Annotated in this window: 16 protein-coding genes; 9 read left to right on the top strand and 7 right to left on the bottom strand. The window is 60.7% G+C overall.

Going from position 1 to position 15,299, the window contains the following annotated elements; all coding sequences use genetic code 11:
• Positions 1-106 precede the first annotated feature (106 nt).
• The 7 genes from glyA (at position 107) to fdhA (ending at position 9,245) form a co-directional block, all read left to right on the top strand.
• Positions 107-1,360 (top strand): serine hydroxymethyltransferase, encoded by a 1,254-nt coding sequence (glyA, locus tag QMK47_RS27120; RefSeq protein WP_320389553.1) that lies wholly within the window; start codon positions 107-109, stop codon positions 1,358-1,360.
• A 21-nt stretch (positions 1,361-1,381) separates the two neighbouring features.
• Positions 1,382-2,632 carry a sarcosine oxidase subunit beta gene (locus QMK47_RS27115; protein WP_003177603.1) on the top strand — a complete coding sequence of 417 codons (1,251 nt, stop codon included), beginning with the start codon at positions 1,382-1,384 and terminating at the stop codon, positions 2,630-2,632.
• A gap of 14 nt (positions 2,633-2,646) precedes the next feature.
• Positions 2,647-2,976, top strand: coding sequence for a sarcosine oxidase subunit delta (locus tag QMK47_RS27110; RefSeq protein ID WP_003206305.1), 330 nt, complete (start codon positions 2,647-2,649; stop codon positions 2,974-2,976).
• The gene (locus QMK47_RS27105) at positions 2,973-5,990 is read left to right on the top strand and encodes a sarcosine oxidase subunit alpha (protein WP_320389552.1); all 3,018 of its coding nucleotides are present in this window, start codon (positions 2,973-2,975) and stop codon (positions 5,988-5,990) included. The genes QMK47_RS27110 and QMK47_RS27105 overlap by 4 nt, the downstream gene beginning before the upstream one ends.
• A 159-nt stretch (positions 5,991-6,149) precedes the next feature.
• A complete protein-coding gene (locus QMK47_RS27100) occupies positions 6,150-6,782 on the top strand; it encodes a sarcosine oxidase subunit gamma (protein WP_253470042.1) in 633 nt (210 codons plus the stop codon).
• 224 nt (positions 6,783-7,006) lie between these two features.
• On the top strand, positions 7,007-7,864 hold the full coding sequence (gene purU, locus QMK47_RS27095) for a formyltetrahydrofolate deformylase (RefSeq protein WP_014340578.1): 858 nt from the start codon (positions 7,007-7,009) through the stop codon (positions 7,862-7,864).
• A gap of 181 nt (positions 7,865-8,045) precedes the next feature.
• Positions 8,046-9,245 carry a formaldehyde dehydrogenase, glutathione-independent gene (fdhA, locus tag QMK47_RS27090; protein WP_003177608.1) on the top strand — a complete coding sequence of 400 codons (1,200 nt, stop codon included), beginning with the start codon at positions 8,046-8,048 and terminating at the stop codon, positions 9,243-9,245.
• 100 nt (positions 9,246-9,345) lie between these two features.
• Here fdhA and QMK47_RS28855 read toward each other — a convergent pair whose 3' ends face one another.
• Complete coding sequence (locus QMK47_RS28855) at positions 9,346-10,212, bottom strand: RHS repeat-associated core domain-containing protein (RefSeq protein ID WP_408980876.1); 867 nt, start codon at positions 10,210-10,212, stop codon at positions 9,346-9,348.
• A 6-nt stretch (positions 10,213-10,218) separates the two neighbouring features.
• On the opposite strand from QMK47_RS28855, the gene QMK47_RS28850 reads away from it, so the two are divergent.
• Positions 10,219-10,476 carry a hypothetical protein gene (locus QMK47_RS28850; RefSeq protein ID WP_413817788.1) on the top strand — a complete coding sequence of 86 codons (258 nt, stop codon included), beginning with the start codon at positions 10,219-10,221 and terminating at the stop codon, positions 10,474-10,476.
• An 8-nt stretch (positions 10,477-10,484) separates the two neighbouring features.
• On the opposite strand, the gene QMK47_RS27080 is transcribed toward QMK47_RS28850, so the two are convergent.
• From QMK47_RS27080 to QMK47_RS27065, 4 genes are all read right to left on the bottom strand, one after another.
• A complete protein-coding gene (locus tag QMK47_RS27080) occupies positions 10,485-10,697 on the bottom strand; it encodes a cold-shock protein (RefSeq protein WP_024619756.1) in 213 nt (70 codons plus the stop codon).
• Between the two features lie 190 nt (positions 10,698-10,887).
• The gene (locus QMK47_RS27075) at positions 10,888-11,160 is read right to left on the bottom strand and encodes a hypothetical protein (RefSeq protein WP_018603560.1); all 273 of its coding nucleotides are present in this window, start codon (positions 11,158-11,160) and stop codon (positions 10,888-10,890) included.
• Between the two features lie 500 nt (positions 11,161-11,660).
• Entirely contained in the window at positions 11,661-12,236 is a 576-nt protein-coding gene (locus QMK47_RS27070; protein WP_253478324.1) for a hypothetical protein, read from the bottom strand.
• A gap of 105 nt (positions 12,237-12,341) precedes the next feature.
• The gene (locus QMK47_RS27065) at positions 12,342-12,764 is read right to left on the bottom strand and encodes a DUF3757 domain-containing protein (RefSeq protein ID WP_253470040.1); all 423 of its coding nucleotides are present in this window, start codon (positions 12,762-12,764) and stop codon (positions 12,342-12,344) included.
• Positions 12,765-13,065: 301 nt separating this feature from the next.
• On the opposite strand from QMK47_RS27065, the gene QMK47_RS27060 reads away from it, so the two are divergent.
• Positions 13,066-13,644 (top strand): DUF2780 domain-containing protein, encoded by a 579-nt coding sequence (locus QMK47_RS27060; RefSeq protein WP_053182592.1) that lies wholly within the window; start codon positions 13,066-13,068, stop codon positions 13,642-13,644.
• A gap of 37 nt (positions 13,645-13,681) precedes the next feature.
• Here the strand turns inward: QMK47_RS27060 and QMK47_RS27055 are convergent, their stop codons facing one another.
• Positions 13,682-14,074 (bottom strand): DUF3757 domain-containing protein, encoded by a 393-nt coding sequence (locus tag QMK47_RS27055; protein WP_258689564.1) that lies wholly within the window; start codon positions 14,072-14,074, stop codon positions 13,682-13,684.
• Between the two features lie 169 nt (positions 14,075-14,243).
• Positions 14,244-15,137, bottom strand: a complete 894-nt coding sequence (locus tag QMK47_RS27050; RefSeq protein ID WP_320389551.1) for an acyltransferase — start codon at positions 15,135-15,137, stop codon at positions 14,244-14,246.
• Positions 15,138-15,299: the final 162 nt, after the last annotated feature.

Here is a 15,299-nt window from a genome sequence, read left to right as displayed (position 1 = left end):
ATTTGACATGCCTGCGCCAGCCATACCATCGCATCCAAAGGGCACGACCGAATGGTCCGTGCCTCACCGAGACGAAAGGCGCACCGCCGCCGCTGGGAGAGACGCGATGTTCAGCAAGCAAGACCAAATCCAAGGCTACGATGATGCACTGCTGGCGGCGATGAACGCCGAAGAGCAACGCCAGGAAGATCACATCGAACTGATCGCGTCAGAAAACTACACCAGCAAGCGCGTGATGGAGGCCCAGGGCAGCGGCCTGACCAACAAGTACGCCGAAGGCTATCCAGGCAAGCGCTACTACGGTGGCTGCGAGCACGTCGACAAAGTCGAAGCCCTGGCCATCGAGCGCGCCAAGCAGTTGTTCGGTGCCGATTACGCCAACGTCCAGCCGCACTCCGGTTCTTCGGCCAACAGCGCCGTGTACCTGGCCCTGCTGCAGGCCGGCGACACCATCCTGGGCATGAGCCTGGCCCACGGCGGTCACTTGACCCACGGTGCCAAGGTGTCGTCCTCGGGCAAGCTCTACAACGCGGTGCAATACGGCATCGACACCACCACCGGCCTGATCGACTACGACGAAGTCGAGCGCCTGGCGGTCGAGCACAAGCCGAAGATGATCGTTGCCGGTTTCTCCGCTTACTCCAAGACCCTGGACTTCCCACGTTTCCGCCAGATCGCCGACAAGGTCGGTGCCCTGCTGTTCGTCGACATGGCCCACGTTGCCGGTCTGGTCGCCGCCGGTCTGTACCCTAATCCACTGCCTTACGCCGACGTGGTCACCACCACCACCCACAAGACCCTGCGCGGTCCACGTGGCGGCCTGATCCTGGCCAAGGCCAACGAAGAGATCGAGAAAAAGCTCAACGCCGCGGTATTCCCCGGCGCCCAGGGCGGCCCGTTGATGCACGTGATCGCCGGCAAGGCGGTGTGCTTCAAGGAAGCGGCGGAGCCTGGCTTCAAGGCTTACCAGCAGCAAGTGATCGATAACGCCCAGGCCATGGCTGGCGTGTTCATCAAGCGTGGCTACGATGTAGTGTCCGGTGGCACCGATAACCACCTGTTCCTGGTCAGCCTGATCCGTCAGGGCCTGACCGGCAAGGACGCCGATGCTGTCCTGGGCCGTGCCCACATCACCGTCAACAAGAACGCCGTGCCGAACGACCCGCAATCGCCGTTCGTGACCTCGGGCCTGCGCATTGGCACCCCAGCGGTGACCACGCGTGGTTTCAAGGTGACCCAGTGCGTCACGCTGGCCGGCTGGATCTGCGACATTCTCGACAACCTCGGCGATGCCGATGTCGAGGCCAATGTCGCGCAGCAAGTGGCGGCCCTGTGCGCGGACTTCCCGGTTTATCGCTGAGTCGGTTTTGGAGTAATGACTATGCAACGCTATTCGGGCTTCGGCCTCTTCAAACACTCTCTCAGCCATCACGAAAACTGGCAGCGGATGTGGCGCACGCCGACCCCGAAAAAGGTCTACGACGTGGTCATCGTCGGCGGTGGCGGGCATGGCCTGGCGACCGCCTACTACCTGGCCAAGGAACACGGCATCACCAACGTGGCCGTGGTCGAGAAGGGCTGGCTGGGCGGCGGTAACACCGCGCGCAACACCACCATCGTGCGCTCCAACTACCTGTGGGACGAATCGGCCCACCTGTACGAACACGCGATGAAACTCTGGGAAGGCCTGTCCCAGGACCTGAACTACAACGTGATGTTCTCCCAGCGTGGCGTCTACAACCTGTGCCACACCCTGCAGGACATCCGTGATTCCGAGCGTCGCGTCAGCGCCAACCGCCTCAACGGCGTGGACGGCGAGCTGCTCAACGCCAAGCAAGTGGCCGACGAGATCCCGTACCTGGATTGCTCGAAAAACACCCGCTACCCGGTGATGGGCGCCACCGTCCAGCGTCGCGGCGGCGTGGCCCGTCACGATGCCGTGGCCTGGGGCTTTGCCCGGGCGGCGGACGCGTTGGGCGTGGACCTGATCCAACAGACCGAAGTGATCGGTTTCCGCAAGGAAAACGGCGTATGCATCGGCGTGGAAACCAACAAGGGCTTCATCGGTGCCAAGCGCGTCGGCGTGGTGACGGCCGGTAACTCCGGGCACATGGCCAAGCTCGCGGGCTTCCGCCTGCCGATCGAATCCCACCCGCTGCAAGCGCTGGTGTCCGAGCCGATCAAGCCGATCATCGACAGCGTGATCATGTCCAACGCCGTGCACGGCTACATCAGCCAGTCCGACAAGGGCGACCTGGTGATCGGTGCCGGTATCGACGGCTACAACGGCTACGGCCAGCGTGGCTCGTACCCGGTGATCGAACACACGGTCCAGGCCATCGTCGAGATGTTCCCGGTGTTGTCCCGCGTACGCATGAACCGCCAGTGGGGCGGCATCGTCGACACCACGCCGGACGCCTGCCCGATCATCTCCAAGACCCCGGTGCCGAACATGTTCTTCAACTGCGGTTGGGGCACTGGCGGCTTCAAGGCCACCCCGGGCTCGGGCAACGTCTTCGCTGCAAGCCTGGCCAAGGGTGAAATGCACCCGCTGGCCGCGCCGTTTTCCATCGACCGTTTCCACAACGGCGCACTGATCGACGAACACGGCGCTGCTGCCGTCGCCCACTAACAGGAGAAATCCCTATGTTGCACATCTTCTGTCCTCACTGCGGCGAACTGCGCTCCGAAGAGGAATTCCATGCATCCGGCCAGGCGCATATCCCGCGTCCACTGGATCCGAATGCCTGCACCGACGAACAGTGGGGCGACTACATGTTCTTCCGTGACAACCCACGCGGGTTGCACCATGAGCTGTGGGATCACGTCGCCGGTTGCCGCCAGTACTTCAACGTGACTCGCGACACCGTGACCTACGAGATTCTCGAAACCTACAAGATCGGCCAAAAGCCGCAATTCACCGACAAGGCTGACAGTCCGAAAGCGGCCGCACAGGCTCTGGGAGAGAAGGTATGAGCCAGATCAATCGCCTGTCCAACGGCGGACGGATCGACCGCAACAAAGCGCTGAGCTTCACCTTCAACGGCCAGACCTACAAAGGCTTCGAAGGCGATTCCCTGGCCGCCGCGCTGCTGGCCAACGGTGTCGACATCATCGGCCGCAGCTTCAAGTATTCGCGTCCGCGCGGCATCTTCGCCGCCGGTGCCGAAGAGCCGAACGCGGTGCTGCAGATCGGTGCCACCGAAGCCACGCAAATCCCTAACGTGCGCGCCACGCAACAGGCGCTGTACCAGGGGCTGGTCGCCACCAGCACCAACGGCTGGCCGAACGTGAACAACGACATGATGGGCATTCTCGGCAAGGTCGGCGGCAAGCTGATGCCGCCGGGCTTCTACTACAAAACCTTCATGTACCCGCAATCGTTCTGGATGACCTACGAGAAGTACATCCGCAAGGCCGCAGGGCTAGGTCGCTCGCCGACCGAGAACGATCCGGACACCTACGACTACATGAACCGTCACTGCGACGTGCTGATCGTCGGCGCAGGCCCCGCTGGCCTGGCCGCCGCACTGGCCGCGGCCCGCAGCGGTGCGCGCGTTATCCTGGCCGATGAGCAGGAAGAGTTCGGCGGTAGCCTGCTCGAATCCCGCGAGAGCCTGGACGGCAAGCCGGCGACCGAATGGGTCGCTGCTGCGGTGGCTGAACTGCAATCGATGCCGCAAGTGTTGCTGTTGCCTCGCGCCACGGTGAACGGTTACCACGACCATAACTTCCTGACCATCCACGAGCGCCTCACCGACCACCTCGGCGACCGCGCACCGATCGGCCAGGTCCGCCAGCGCATCAACCGCGTCCGCGCCAAGCGCGTGGTCCTGGCGACCGGCGCCTGCGAGCGCCCGCTGGTCTATGGCAACAACGACGTGCCGGGCAACATGCTGGCCGGTGCGGTGTCCACCTACGTGCGTCGCTACGGCGTGGCACCGGGCAAGAAACTGGTGCTGAGCACCAACAACGACCACGCCTATCGCGTGGCCCTGGACTGGTTCGACGCCGGCCTGCAAGTGGTGGCTGTCGCCGATGCGCGCAGCAACCCGCGTGGTGCGCTGGTGGAAGAAGCCCGCGCCAAGGGCATTCGCATCCTCACCGGCAGCGCCGTGATCGAGGCCCGTGGCAGCAAGCGCGTCACCGGGGCACGTGTTGCCGCGATCGACGTCCGTGCCCACAAAGTCACCAGCCCCGGCGAATGGCTGGACTGCGACCTGGTGGCCAGCTCCGGCGGCTACAGCCCGGTGGTTCACCTGGCTTCGCACCTGGGTGGCAAGCCGATCTGGCGTGAAGACATCCTCGGTTTCGTACCGGGCGAAGCACCGCAAAAGCGTGTCTGCGTCGGTGGTGTGAATGGTGTCTACAGCCTCGGTGATAGCTTGGCTGACGGTTTTGAAGGCGGCGTGCGCGCGGCCAGCGAAGCCGGCTTCAAAGCGGTGGAGGGTGTGTTGCCCAAGGCCCTGAGCCGTCACGAAGAGCCGACCCTGGCGCTGTTCCAGGTGCCTCACGAAAAATCCACTGCACGGGCACCGAAGCAATTCGTCGACCTGCAGAACGACGTCACTGCCGCCGCCATCGAACTCGCCACCCGCGAAGGCTTCGAATCGGTGGAACACGTCAAGCGCTACACCGCACTGGGCTTCGGTACCGACCAGGGCAAACTGGGCAACGTCAACGGCCTGGCCATCGCGGCCCGTTCGCTGAACGTGAGCATCCCGCAGATGGGCACCACCATGTTCCGTCCGAACTACACGCCGGTGACTTTCGGCGCGGTGGCGGGCCGGCACTGCGGGCACATCTTCGAGCCGGTGCGCTTCACCGCGCTGCATGCCTGGCATGTGAAAAGCGGCGCCGAGTTCGAAGACGTCGGCCAGTGGAAGCGTCCTTGGTACTTCCCGAAGAGCGGCGAAGACATGCATGCCGCGGTCAAGCGCGAATGCAAGGCCGTGCGTGACAGCGTTGGCCTGCTGGACGCCTCGACCCTGGGCAAGATCGACATCCAGGGTCCGGATGCTCGCGAGTTCCTCAACCGCGTCTACACCAACGCCTGGACCAAGCTCGACGTGGGCAAGGCCCGCTACGGCCTGATGTGCAAGGAAGACGGTATGGTCTTCGACGACGGCGTAACGGCCTGTCTGGCGGACAACCACTTCCTGATGACCACCACCACCGGCGGCGCGGCGCGCGTGCTGCAATGGCTGGAAATCTATCACCAGACCGAATGGCCGGACCTGAAGGTGTACTTCACCTCGGTCACCGACCATTGGGCAACCATGACCCTGTCGGGCCCCAACAGCCGCAAGCTGCTGAGCGACGTCACCGACATCGACCTGGACAAGGACGCTTTCCCGTTCATGACCTGGAAGGAAGGCCTGGTGGGCGGCGTACCGGCGCGGGTGTTCCGCATTTCGTTCACCGGTGAACTGTCGTACGAAATCAACGTGCAGGCCGACTACGCCATGGGCGTGCTCGAGCAGATCGTCGAGGCCGGGAAGAAGTACAACCTGACCCCGTATGGCACCGAGACCATGCACGTATTGCGGGCCGAGAAGGGCTTCATCATTGTCGGTCAGGACACTGACAGCTCGATGACCCCGGACGACCTGAACATGGGCTGGTGCGTAGGACGGACCAAGCCGTTCTCGTGGATCGGCTGGCGCGGCATGAATCGCGAAGATTGCGTGCGTGAAGAGCGCAAGCAACTGGTGGGCCTCAAGCCGATCGACCCGAATGTCTGGCTGCCGGAGGGCGCGCAACTGGTGTTCAACACCAAGCAGGCGATCCCGATGACCATGGTTGGCCACGTGACCTCCAGCTATGCCCACAACTCCCTGGGTTATTCATTTGCCATGGGTGTGGTCAAGGGCGGCCTCAAGCGGATGGGCGAGCGCGTGTTCGCGCCATTGGCCGACGGCAGCGTGATCGAGGCAGAGATTGTTTCTTCGGTGTTCTTCGATCCGAAGGGGGATCGGCAGAATATCTAACATTTAAGCCCTGTGGTGGGGGCGTGTGGGAGCAAAGCTTGCTCGCGATGCAGGCGACACGGTAGCCATCAGACCGAGTTATCGTTCATCGCGGGCAAGCCTTGCTCCCACAGCGCCACGCACCGGCAGGTCGAACAAGCATTCAGACAGGTGCTCCATATGACCGCAGTCAACGTGTACCCACAACGCCCAACCACCGGGGCCAAGGCCGAGTCGTCGCTGCACCATGCCGACCTCGCCAGCCTGGTGGGCAAGGGCCGCAAGAACGCCGGCGTGACCGTGCGCGAGAAAAAACTCCTGGGCCACCTGACCCTTCGTGGCGACGGTCACGACCCGGCGTTCGCCGCCGGCGTGCACAAGGCCCTGGGCCTGGAATTGCCAGGCGCCCTGACCGTCATCGTCAAGGGTGAAACCAGCCTGCAATGGCTTGGCCCGGACGAGTGGCTGCTGGTGGTACCCACCGGCGAAGAGTTTGCCGCCGAGAAAAAACTGCGTGAAGCCCTGGGCGACCTGCACATCCAGATCGTCAACGTCAGCGGTGGCCAGCAGATCCTCGAACTGTCCGGCCCGAATGTGCGCGACGTGCTGATGAAATCCACCAGCTACGACGTTCACCCAAGCAACTTCCCGGTGGGCAAGGCCGTGGGCACGGTGTTCGCCAAGTCGCAACTGGTGATCCGCCACACGGGCGAAGACACCTGGGAACTGGTGATCCGCCGCAGCTTCTCGGATTACTGGTGGCTGTGGTTGCAGGATGCCGCGGCTGAGTATGGCTTGAGCGTGCAGGCCTGATTCTTGGTCTTGGAATGCTGTTGTGGCGAGGGAGCTTGCTCCCGCTCGGCTCTGTAGGAGCTGCCGAAGGCTGCGATCTTTTGATCTTTCGCTTGGGATTCAAGTGTCTTTGGAAAGATCGCAGCCTCGTTTCACTCGACAGCTCCTACAGAGCCCAGCGGGAGCAAGCTCCCTCGCCACAGGGTTCTATGTCGCCCAGTTAATTTTGAACAGGAGTCACCGCAATGAGCCGCGCCCCAGACACATGGATCTTGACTGCCGACTGCCCCAGCGTGCTCGGCACGGTGGACGCGGTGACCCGCTTTCTGTTCGAGCAGGGCTGCTACGTCACCGAGCACCACTCCTTCGACGACCGGCTTTCGGGGCGCTTCTTCATTCGCGTGGAGTTTCGTCAACCCGACGGTTTTGACGAGCAGAATTTCCGTTCCGGCCTGGCCGAGCGTGCCGAAGCCTTCGGCATGGTTTTCGAACTGACGCCGCCCAACTACCGGCCCAAAGTGGTGATCATGGTCTCCAAGGCCGATCACTGCCTCAACGACTTGCTCTACCGCCAGCGCATCGGCCAGTTGTCCATGGACGTGGTGGCCGTTGTGTCCAACCACCCCGATCTCAAGCCGCTGGCCGACTGGCACCAGATTCCCTACTACCATTTCCCCCTGGACCCGAACGACAAGCCCTCCCAGGAACGGCAGGTGTGGCAGGTGATCGAAGACACCGGTGCCGAGCTGGTGATCCTTGCGCGCTACATGCAAGTGCTGTCGCCGGAGTTGTGCCGCAAGCTCGACGGCAAGGCGATCAACATCCATCACTCGCTGCTGCCGGGCTTCAAGGGCGCCAAGCCGTATCACCAGGCCTACAACAAAGGCGTGAAGCTGGTGGGCGCCACGGCGCACTACATCAACAACGACCTGGACGAAGGCCCGATCATCGCCCAGGGCGTGGAAGTGGTGGACCACAGCCACTATCCCGAAGACCTGATCGCCAAGGGCCGCGATATTGAAGGGCTCACCCTGGCCCGGGCCGTGGGGTATCACATCGAGCGAAGGGTGTTCTTGAACGCCAATCGCACTGTCGTTCTTTAGGCCGACATCGCGAGCAAGCTCGCTCCCACAGGGAGTACGCGATCAACTGTGGGAGCGAGCTTGCTCGCGAAGAGGCCCTTGAAGACAACAAAAGAAACAAGACACAAGCACTAACCCGAGCAATCAACGCGCTGCCTGCCTGGGCAACGCAGTTCCACAAAAACAACAGCGAGGTGAAAGCATGTCTGGTAATCGTGGTGTCGTGTATCTCGGCAACGGCAAGGTCGAAGTACAGAAAATCGACTATCCAAAAATGCAGGACCCGCGCGGCAGGAAGATTGAGCACGGTGTCATCCTGCGCGTGGTCTCCACCAACATCTGCGGCTCCGACCAGCACATGGTGCGCGGCCGTACCACCGCCCAGACCGGCCTGGTCCTGGGTCACGAAATCACCGGTGAAGTGATCGAAAAGGGCAGCGACGTCGAGAACCTGAAAATCGGTGATCTGGTGTCGGTGCCGTTCAACGTGGCTTGCGGGCGCTGCCGTTCCTGCAAAGAGCAACACACTGGCGTCTGCCTGACCGTCAACCCGGCCCGTGCCGGCGGTGCCTACGGTTACGTGGACATGGGCGACTGGACTGGCGGCCAGGCTGAATACGTACTGGTGCCGTACGCCGACTTCAACCTGCTGAAACTGCCGGACCGCGACAAGGCCATGGAGAAAATCCGCGATCTGACCTGCCTGTCCGACATCCTGCCCACCGGCTACCACGGCGCAGTCACCGCCGGTGTTGGCCCTGGCAGCACCGTCTACATCGCCGGTGCCGGCCCGGTTGGCCTGGCGGCCGCCGCTTCCGCCCGCCTGCTGGGCGCGGCCGTGGTGATCATTGGTGACGTCAACTCCATCCGCCTGGCCCACGCCAAGGCTCAAGGCTTCGAAATTGTCGACCTGTCCACCGACACCCCGCTGCACGAGCAAATCGCCGCACTGTTGGGCGAGCCAGAGGTGGATTGCGCCGTCGACTGCGTCGGCTTCGAAGCCCGCGGCCACGGCCATGACGGCGTCAAGCACGAAGCCCCGGCCACCGTGCTCAACTCATTGATGGGCGTGGTCCGCGTGGCCGGCAAAATCGGCATCCCTGGCCTCTATGTCACCGAAGACCCGGGTGCTGTCGATGCGGCGGCGAAAATGGGCAGCCTGAGCATCCGCTTCGGCCTGGGCTGGGCCAAATCCCACAGCTTCCACACCGGCCAGACCCCAGTGATGAAGTACAACCGCCAACTGATGCAGGCGATCATGTGGGACCGTATCAACATTGCTGAAATCGTTGGCGTACAGGTGATCAGCCTGGATGACGCGCCGAAGGGTTACGGTGAGTTCGATGCGGGCGTGCCGAAGAAGTTTGTGATTGATCCGCATAAGTTGTTCAGTGCGGCGTAAGCGGTAAAGGGCAAGACGGGGAAAGGGCGACTGTGATGTCGCCCTTTTTATTCAGCTCAGCGTAAAGCGTGGGTGATGCGAGGATGTAAGTATTGGCTGCTTAAGTTCGTCGAACTCTGTTGCGCGACACCTCCTCGTAAGACGGTGGAGCATCGTAAGGTGGTGGCGGAGTATCATCGTAACCGGGAGGCACAACGCCAAATCGATGTCTAAGAGCAGTTAGCCCTGGATCATTGTCATCCATAACAACAGCTGGTCTATGACCTTCAGCAGCTCTACGAGCTCTCCTTGCTGTGAAGGGGTCCCACCATGAGTGTTGTGAAGAAGCGCGCGGCCGAGAGAGTTCCGGTGATGGGGGGCCTGAAGCAAACGGAATGTCCGATGTCTCACCCCCGTCTAAGTAGTAGGAATGCGAGCCGCGACGGGAGGCAGAAGGCGAGTGATGTACTGCTATCGTTTCTCTAGTTGTCCATGCAGCAGTTAAATCGTTCGGGCTCTTTGATGCGATGGGAGAAGGAGGGGGCGTAAGTGGTCTATTGGGAACTCCGTTGGTTGGGAACCCTGAGATGCCTTGTCCTGCTGTCTCTTGCACTGCAAGGTTATAGGCCCGATCAGCACGCGCTACTCGCGACGATGGCTGTATGAATCCCAGTGCCCTCCCAATGGATTTAAACCATGCCGGTAAGTGCCCCGTCGGATCCACCCGATTTACCGGATCTCCAACACAGTACGTATAAGCATTCACGCCCCCGTCCCCAAACGGACTCAAACTGTCCGGGCTGTTAAACCGCATCAATACCGGATTGAACGCCCGATACCCATTACCCAACAAATAATGCCCCGTCACCGGATCCGGCCGTTCGCCGTTGAAGCCGAGCAGGCTGAGTAAGCCGTTTTCCGCCGGGCGATGGCCGTAGGGTGTGTAGGCGAGGGGATGAGGCTGTGTGGCATCGAGCGCGTGCAGCACCGAGCGTTGCTGATCGGTGGCGAGCAAGGTGCTTTCGATGACGCCATCCTGGCGCTGTTGTTGCGCCAGGAGTTGATCGCCCTGCTGGAAAATCGAGCGCTGTACCGAGCCCTGGATCTCGCTGGTCAGGCGCTCCTTCAGGTAGAAGCGCTGGGTGTGGGCCTGGGCCGATGGCGTGCAATCGGCCAGGCGATCCAGTGGGTCATAGTGGTAACGGCAGAGCAGCGTTTTGTGGTTTGCCGACATGAATTGACTCCTGCGTGAGCCGAGGGTTAATCCGGCGTCACTCTCATGGCTTGCATGCCTTTGTCACTCTTCTCGATTTCAAAGAAGACTGTTTGCTTCTGTTTCAAAGTTTTATAACCCTCGCCGGCGATCGCCGAGTAATGAACGAACAATTCCTTGCCTCCTTTGCCGCAAGTGATGAAGCCATAGCCCTTTGCATCGTTAAACCACTTCACGGTTCCTTTGATTCGGTCGCTCATTTTTATTCTTCCTGCTTGCCCGAATGAAGAAAGGCACAGGGACTGTGGTTTGCCCAGAGCCTTGTTTGTCGTTGTCACGGCTGCAGGTTAGAACCCGAATGAACAGTTGCCTACTGTCAAGGTTGACAGTAGGCAATGCCGAGAGGAAATAACGGCTTGCGCGTTGATAGTCGGATGACTGGCGCCGCGGTCAGGCCATGGCTTGTGCCTGCAAGCGCCGGCCGATCACGTCCAGCACATCACAGCCATCGCGCAACGGAATCGCCAGGAGCAGGGCGAAATCGTGGAGGACGACGGCGTCGGAACTGAGCTCTTCGCGAAAGGCGATGTTTTCCAACAGTTGGGTCACGGCGCGGATGCGGTAGGCGGCGGTTTCGTGGAGGACGTCGAGGGGGGCTTGGGTATCGATGAGCAGGGCGGCGGGGGAGCAGTCGACGCCGGTGAGGGGCATGTATCGGTTCATTGGGTAGATCTCAGCAGTTTAGTGGGGGCCGCCACTCACTCGTCGCCAAACGAATGGGTGGCAGCTGTACGCGGGTTGGCGAACCGAAAACTGCAAATCGGCAGACCCGAGAGTCTCCCGCGCACAACTGCCATTAAGCAGTTTTGCGAGTGCAAAAGCCCGTGCCAAAAAGCAGGGCTTCTGACTGCAGTTTATCGAGTCGCCAAACCCGAGTCGCCATGTGGACGACGGGACAACTATAGGCATCGCGGATTGGCTTGGGCAAGGCTCGCTGTTGCGGGTGATTTCCCAAGTAGTTGTAAGATTTTTAGTCGACGGTGATCGAGCGCCGGTTGTGGCCAGAAATTGCACGCGTCGGGTTGTGGACACTGTGTAGGAGCTGCCGAGTGAAACGAGGCTGCGATCTTTCCCCAGACACTTGAGTCTCAAGCGAAAGATCAAAAGATCAAAAGATCGCAGGCTTCGCCAGCTCCTACAGGGTCCAAGTGCCCTCGCCACGGTTAGCGATGGGCCGTTGCAGTCTCGACCCGTTCGCAAAATTCAGGGTAGAACCCTTTGGCGCTAGGACCTTGGCAATAGTCCTGCGCCTGGGCCAGGGCGTCGCTGCTGAATTTCAGGCTGCGGGGCATGCTGGCAAAGGTCTCGTAGCCGCCTTGTTGGGTCTTGATGGCGTCGAACCCTGGCATGTCATAGACCAGTTCCACATCATCATCGGCAAGGATCCGCGCCTTGACCGTCACTTGCGTGTACTGCTTGCCCCCTGGCGCGCCGTTGAGCGCTGCCAGGCCATGGCCGACAACGCGCAGCAGGTGCGGCACCCAGGGCTCGCAGTCATCCGCGCAAGCACCTGGACGGTAAAGCACCGTCAGCGTTTGCTGGTCGCGGGTCACATCGGTAAGCGTCGGGTCGGAGCGCTTGATGCGGTGTTCGATGGTCAGCCAGGTCTTTTGTTCTTCGCTGGTGCCGTCGGCCAGCTCCGGATTCAGTGGGCCGCGCTGGCATTCGTTGACGCCCAGGACAATGAGCATGCCCGTCAGGATAACGGCGAGGGTGGCGCCGCCGATTTTTACGTTCATGGGCAAACTCTGCTGGAGAAAGCCGCACTGTACGGTAACGGTGCGGGCGATGGCAGGGCGCCTTGAAACGCTGTGCAGGAACAGTGACGCGGTTGCCATTCCCGATCAAAGAAACAGGTTGAAGTAGTCTCCGTCCATTAACCTGCACATTCTGGTGTTCGGGCTTTCGCAGCGATTGTTCACCCACCCTGAAAAGGCCGGTTCCAGGATCTGCTGATACTCCATATTCAGATTTATGTCCCCGTACCTGCACGTGATGGTCGCCCTTGTGGTTGCCTGCCTGTCCTCGTCGGCTTCATGAATAACGTACTCGGCACCTTCGAACTGCAACGATTCCGGGTCGACCACGTCCACGAGGCTTTCGCTCTCCCATTCGTGGTCGTCCTGTACATCGACGAAGAAAACATCCTCCACCGATTCAATGTTTCTATGGATGTCAGTGACGGCAGGGCAGGTTATTTCACCGGCATGGGCTTGGCCGATGATCAGCAAAAGCAACGCCGCGCCTCCAGCCAGTATTTTTTTCATGTGCCAGGCTCCAGGGCTCAGATCAACGATTCACGGCTTTGGTCGGGCGGGCTACTGTCAAGGTGGGCAGTTCTTTATGTCAATTTAGAACTGTATATGGATGTTTGGTAACTTTTAGCTATATAAAAAAGCGCAGTTTTCGTTGATTCAGAAACTTCTGACGGCCTTGGAAGAATTTTCTGTAATGGCTATCGGCCATTCCTGTAATACGTTTAGGAACAATCTGCGTCCACACCAGTCCAACGCACGCTTTACGCCGCTCTCTATGAGCGGCTTTTTCATGCTCAAGAGGAAGTCCCGGATGAAGGTTTCACGTGGTTTTGCTCTGTCTTGCCTGTTGACGCTGGCTGCCAGCCCAGCCTTCGCGCAGTTCAGCCTCAGTGATGCAGCCAATGTGGTGTCGGCGATGCAGGGCAACCAAGGCGAGCAGGGTGAGGGCGCCGTGGCCGCCGCGCCGAAAGCCGCCGGCCTGCTCAACACCTTGGGATCGGAACTCAAGATCACGCCGGAACAGGCCATCGGCGGTGCCGGTGCGATGCTGGGGCTGGCGAAGAACCGACTCAGCGAGCCGCAGTTTTCCGAGTTGAGCAAAAGTGTCCCGGGCCTGGATCAGATCGCTGGGAACAGCGCCATCGGTGGGCTCAATGGCCTGGGCGGTTTGCTCGGCGGCGGGTCGGACAAGAATGCACTGCTCGACGGCTTGCTGGGCAACGTCAAGGACACCGGCGACCTGAACAATGCCTTCAGTGCGCTGGGCATGGACAGCGGCATGATCGGCCAGTTTGCCCCGATCATCTTGCAGTACCTCGGTCAACAGGGCGTGGCGGGTTCGTTGCTGCAGAATCTGGGGGGGATTTGGGGGAGTAGTGCGGGTGTTTGATGAGGTGTGGCGACATCGAAAATCCGCCACGCAACCATCAGAATCTCAAGCTGAAATAGTCGGTGTTCACTCGTCTGCAGGTGTCGGTGCCCCGGCTGGCGCAACGGTTGGCGGCCGAGGGTAAAGACATCGGCTGATAATCCAGCGTGAGATTGTTCTCGCCGTAATTGCAGGTGATGGTCACCCTCCTCGGTACCTGCTCATCTTCGTCGGGTCCATGGATCGCGAACTCGGCGTCGTTGAAGGGCAGCGCCGCCGGGTTGAGCTCCTGCACGAGGCTCTGGCTTTGCCATTCGGGATCATCCTGCATTTCTATCGTCGCAGTGTTGTCATGGAGTTGTGCCACGGCCGGACAAGTGACTTCTCCGGCGTGGACATGGCCGATCATCAGCAGAATTATTCCGCCGCCGCCCGTCATGAAGTTTCGCATGTGTTTGCTTCCGTGTTATGTCCCGGCGACATGGTTACGGCTGGGTCTGGCGAGGGGTACTGTCAGGGTTGACAGTTTTTTATGCTGATTTGGAATAAAAAAATGCCAGGTCCAAAAGCCGAGCCTTCAGCATCGGAGCTTTTTCAGCCGCTGCCTACTATCAGAACTGTTAGGTTCCACTCCTTTCGTTGCGCAATTGGGCGATGCGTCGGTCCTTTTCAGTCCAGAGCTGATTAACCCAATCCTGCACCTGCTGGCGAAACTCCGGGTCGTTTTCGTAGTCGCCCTGCCAGAGCGTAGGGTCCAGCTCGCGGGTCTGGATGTCGATGATGACCCTGGGCACCGCGCCGCTGATCAAGTCCCAGAACCCGGGGATGCGTTGCTGCGGATAGACCACTGTCACGTCCAGCACCGCGTCCAGCTGTTCGCCCATGGCCGCCAGCACGAACGCCACGCCACCGGCCTTGGGCTTGAGCAGGTGGGTGAAGGGGGATTGCTGTTGTTGGCTTTTGGCGGCGGTGAAGCGGGTGCCTTCGAGGTAGTTGACCACGGTGACCGGTTGACGCTTGAACAGCTCGCAGGCGGCCTTGGTGATTTCCAGGTCCTTGCCGGCCAGTTCCGGGTTTTTTGCCAGGAACGCCTTGGTGTAGCGCTTCATGAACGGGTAATCCAAGGCCCACCAGGCCAGCCCCAGGAATGGCACCCAGATCAGTTCTTTCTTGAGGAAGAACTTGAAGAACGGCGTACGCCGGTTGAGGGTCTGGACGAGGGCGGGGATGTCTACCCAGGATTGGTGATTGCTGATCACCAGGTAAGACGTATCGCCACGCAGGTCCGCGCCGCCGCGGATGTCCCAGTGGGTGGGGATGCACAGGGCAAAGATCAGCTTGTCGATCTCGGCCCAGGTCTCGGCGATCCACATCACCGCCCACGAGGCATAGTCGCGAAAGCGCCCGGGCAGGATCAGTTTGAGCACGGCGAACACCATCAGCGGCCCGAACAGCACCAGGGTGTTGAGCAATAACAGCAGCGTGACGAAACAGCCGGTGAGCAGGCGGCGCATAGATGACTCTTGCAAACAGGTGGGCGGGCCATGATAAGCAAGCTTCGGGCGGCAGGCCAAATCGGTGTGGACGAAAGTTTCACTTGGGCTAGGGTAGGTTGGGAGTGCTTTTTGTGGTCAGAGACTGCTCTCGCTCGGCTGTGTAGGAGCTGCCGAAGGCTG

The organism is Pseudomonas sp. P9_35 (genome assembly GCF_034008205.1).
GTDB classification, from domain to species: domain Bacteria; phylum Pseudomonadota; class Gammaproteobacteria; order Pseudomonadales; family Pseudomonadaceae; genus Aquipseudomonas; species Aquipseudomonas kilonensis.
Note: the sequence above shows the minus strand (reverse complement) of the source record. Positions and strands in the feature narration are given on the sequence as shown.

Excerpts from the sequence above, each read along its gene's own strand:
- glyA (WP_320389553.1), top strand. The coding sequence starts at position 107 with ATGTTCAGCAAGCAAGACCAAATCCAAGGCTACGATGATGCACTGCTG.
- QMK47_RS27115 (WP_003177603.1), top strand. The coding sequence starts at position 1,382 with ATGCAACGCTATTCGGGCTTCGGCCTCTTCAAACACTCTCTCAGCCAT.
- QMK47_RS27110 (WP_003206305.1), top strand. The coding sequence starts at position 2,647 with ATGTTGCACATCTTCTGTCCTCACTGCGGCGAACTGCGCTCCGAAGAG.
- QMK47_RS27105 (WP_320389552.1), top strand. The coding sequence starts at position 2,973 with ATGAGCCAGATCAATCGCCTGTCCAACGGCGGACGGATCGACCGCAAC.
- QMK47_RS27100 (WP_253470042.1), top strand. The coding sequence starts at position 6,150 with ATGACCGCAGTCAACGTGTACCCACAACGCCCAACCACCGGGGCCAAG.
- purU (WP_014340578.1), top strand. The coding sequence starts at position 7,007 with ATGAGCCGCGCCCCAGACACATGGATCTTGACTGCCGACTGCCCCAGC.
- fdhA (WP_003177608.1), top strand. The coding sequence starts at position 8,046 with ATGTCTGGTAATCGTGGTGTCGTGTATCTCGGCAACGGCAAGGTCGAA.
- QMK47_RS27080 (WP_024619756.1), bottom strand. The coding sequence starts at position 10,697 with ATGAGCGACCGAATCAAAGGAACCGTGAAGTGGTTTAACGATGCAAAG.
- QMK47_RS27075 (WP_018603560.1), bottom strand. The coding sequence starts at position 11,160 with ATGAACCGATACATGCCCCTCACCGGCGTCGACTGCTCCCCCGCCGCC.
- QMK47_RS27070 (WP_253478324.1), bottom strand. The coding sequence starts at position 12,236 with ATGAACGTAAAAATCGGCGGCGCCACCCTCGCCGTTATCCTGACGGGC.
- QMK47_RS27065 (WP_253470040.1), bottom strand. The coding sequence starts at position 12,764 with ATGAAAAAAATACTGGCTGGAGGCGCGGCGTTGCTTTTGCTGATCATC.
- QMK47_RS27060 (WP_053182592.1), top strand. The coding sequence starts at position 13,066 with ATGAAGGTTTCACGTGGTTTTGCTCTGTCTTGCCTGTTGACGCTGGCT.
- QMK47_RS27055 (WP_258689564.1), bottom strand. The coding sequence starts at position 14,074 with ATGCGAAACTTCATGACGGGCGGCGGCGGAATAATTCTGCTGATGATC.
- QMK47_RS27050 (WP_320389551.1), bottom strand. The coding sequence starts at position 15,137 with ATGCGCCGCCTGCTCACCGGCTGTTTCGTCACGCTGCTGTTATTGCTC.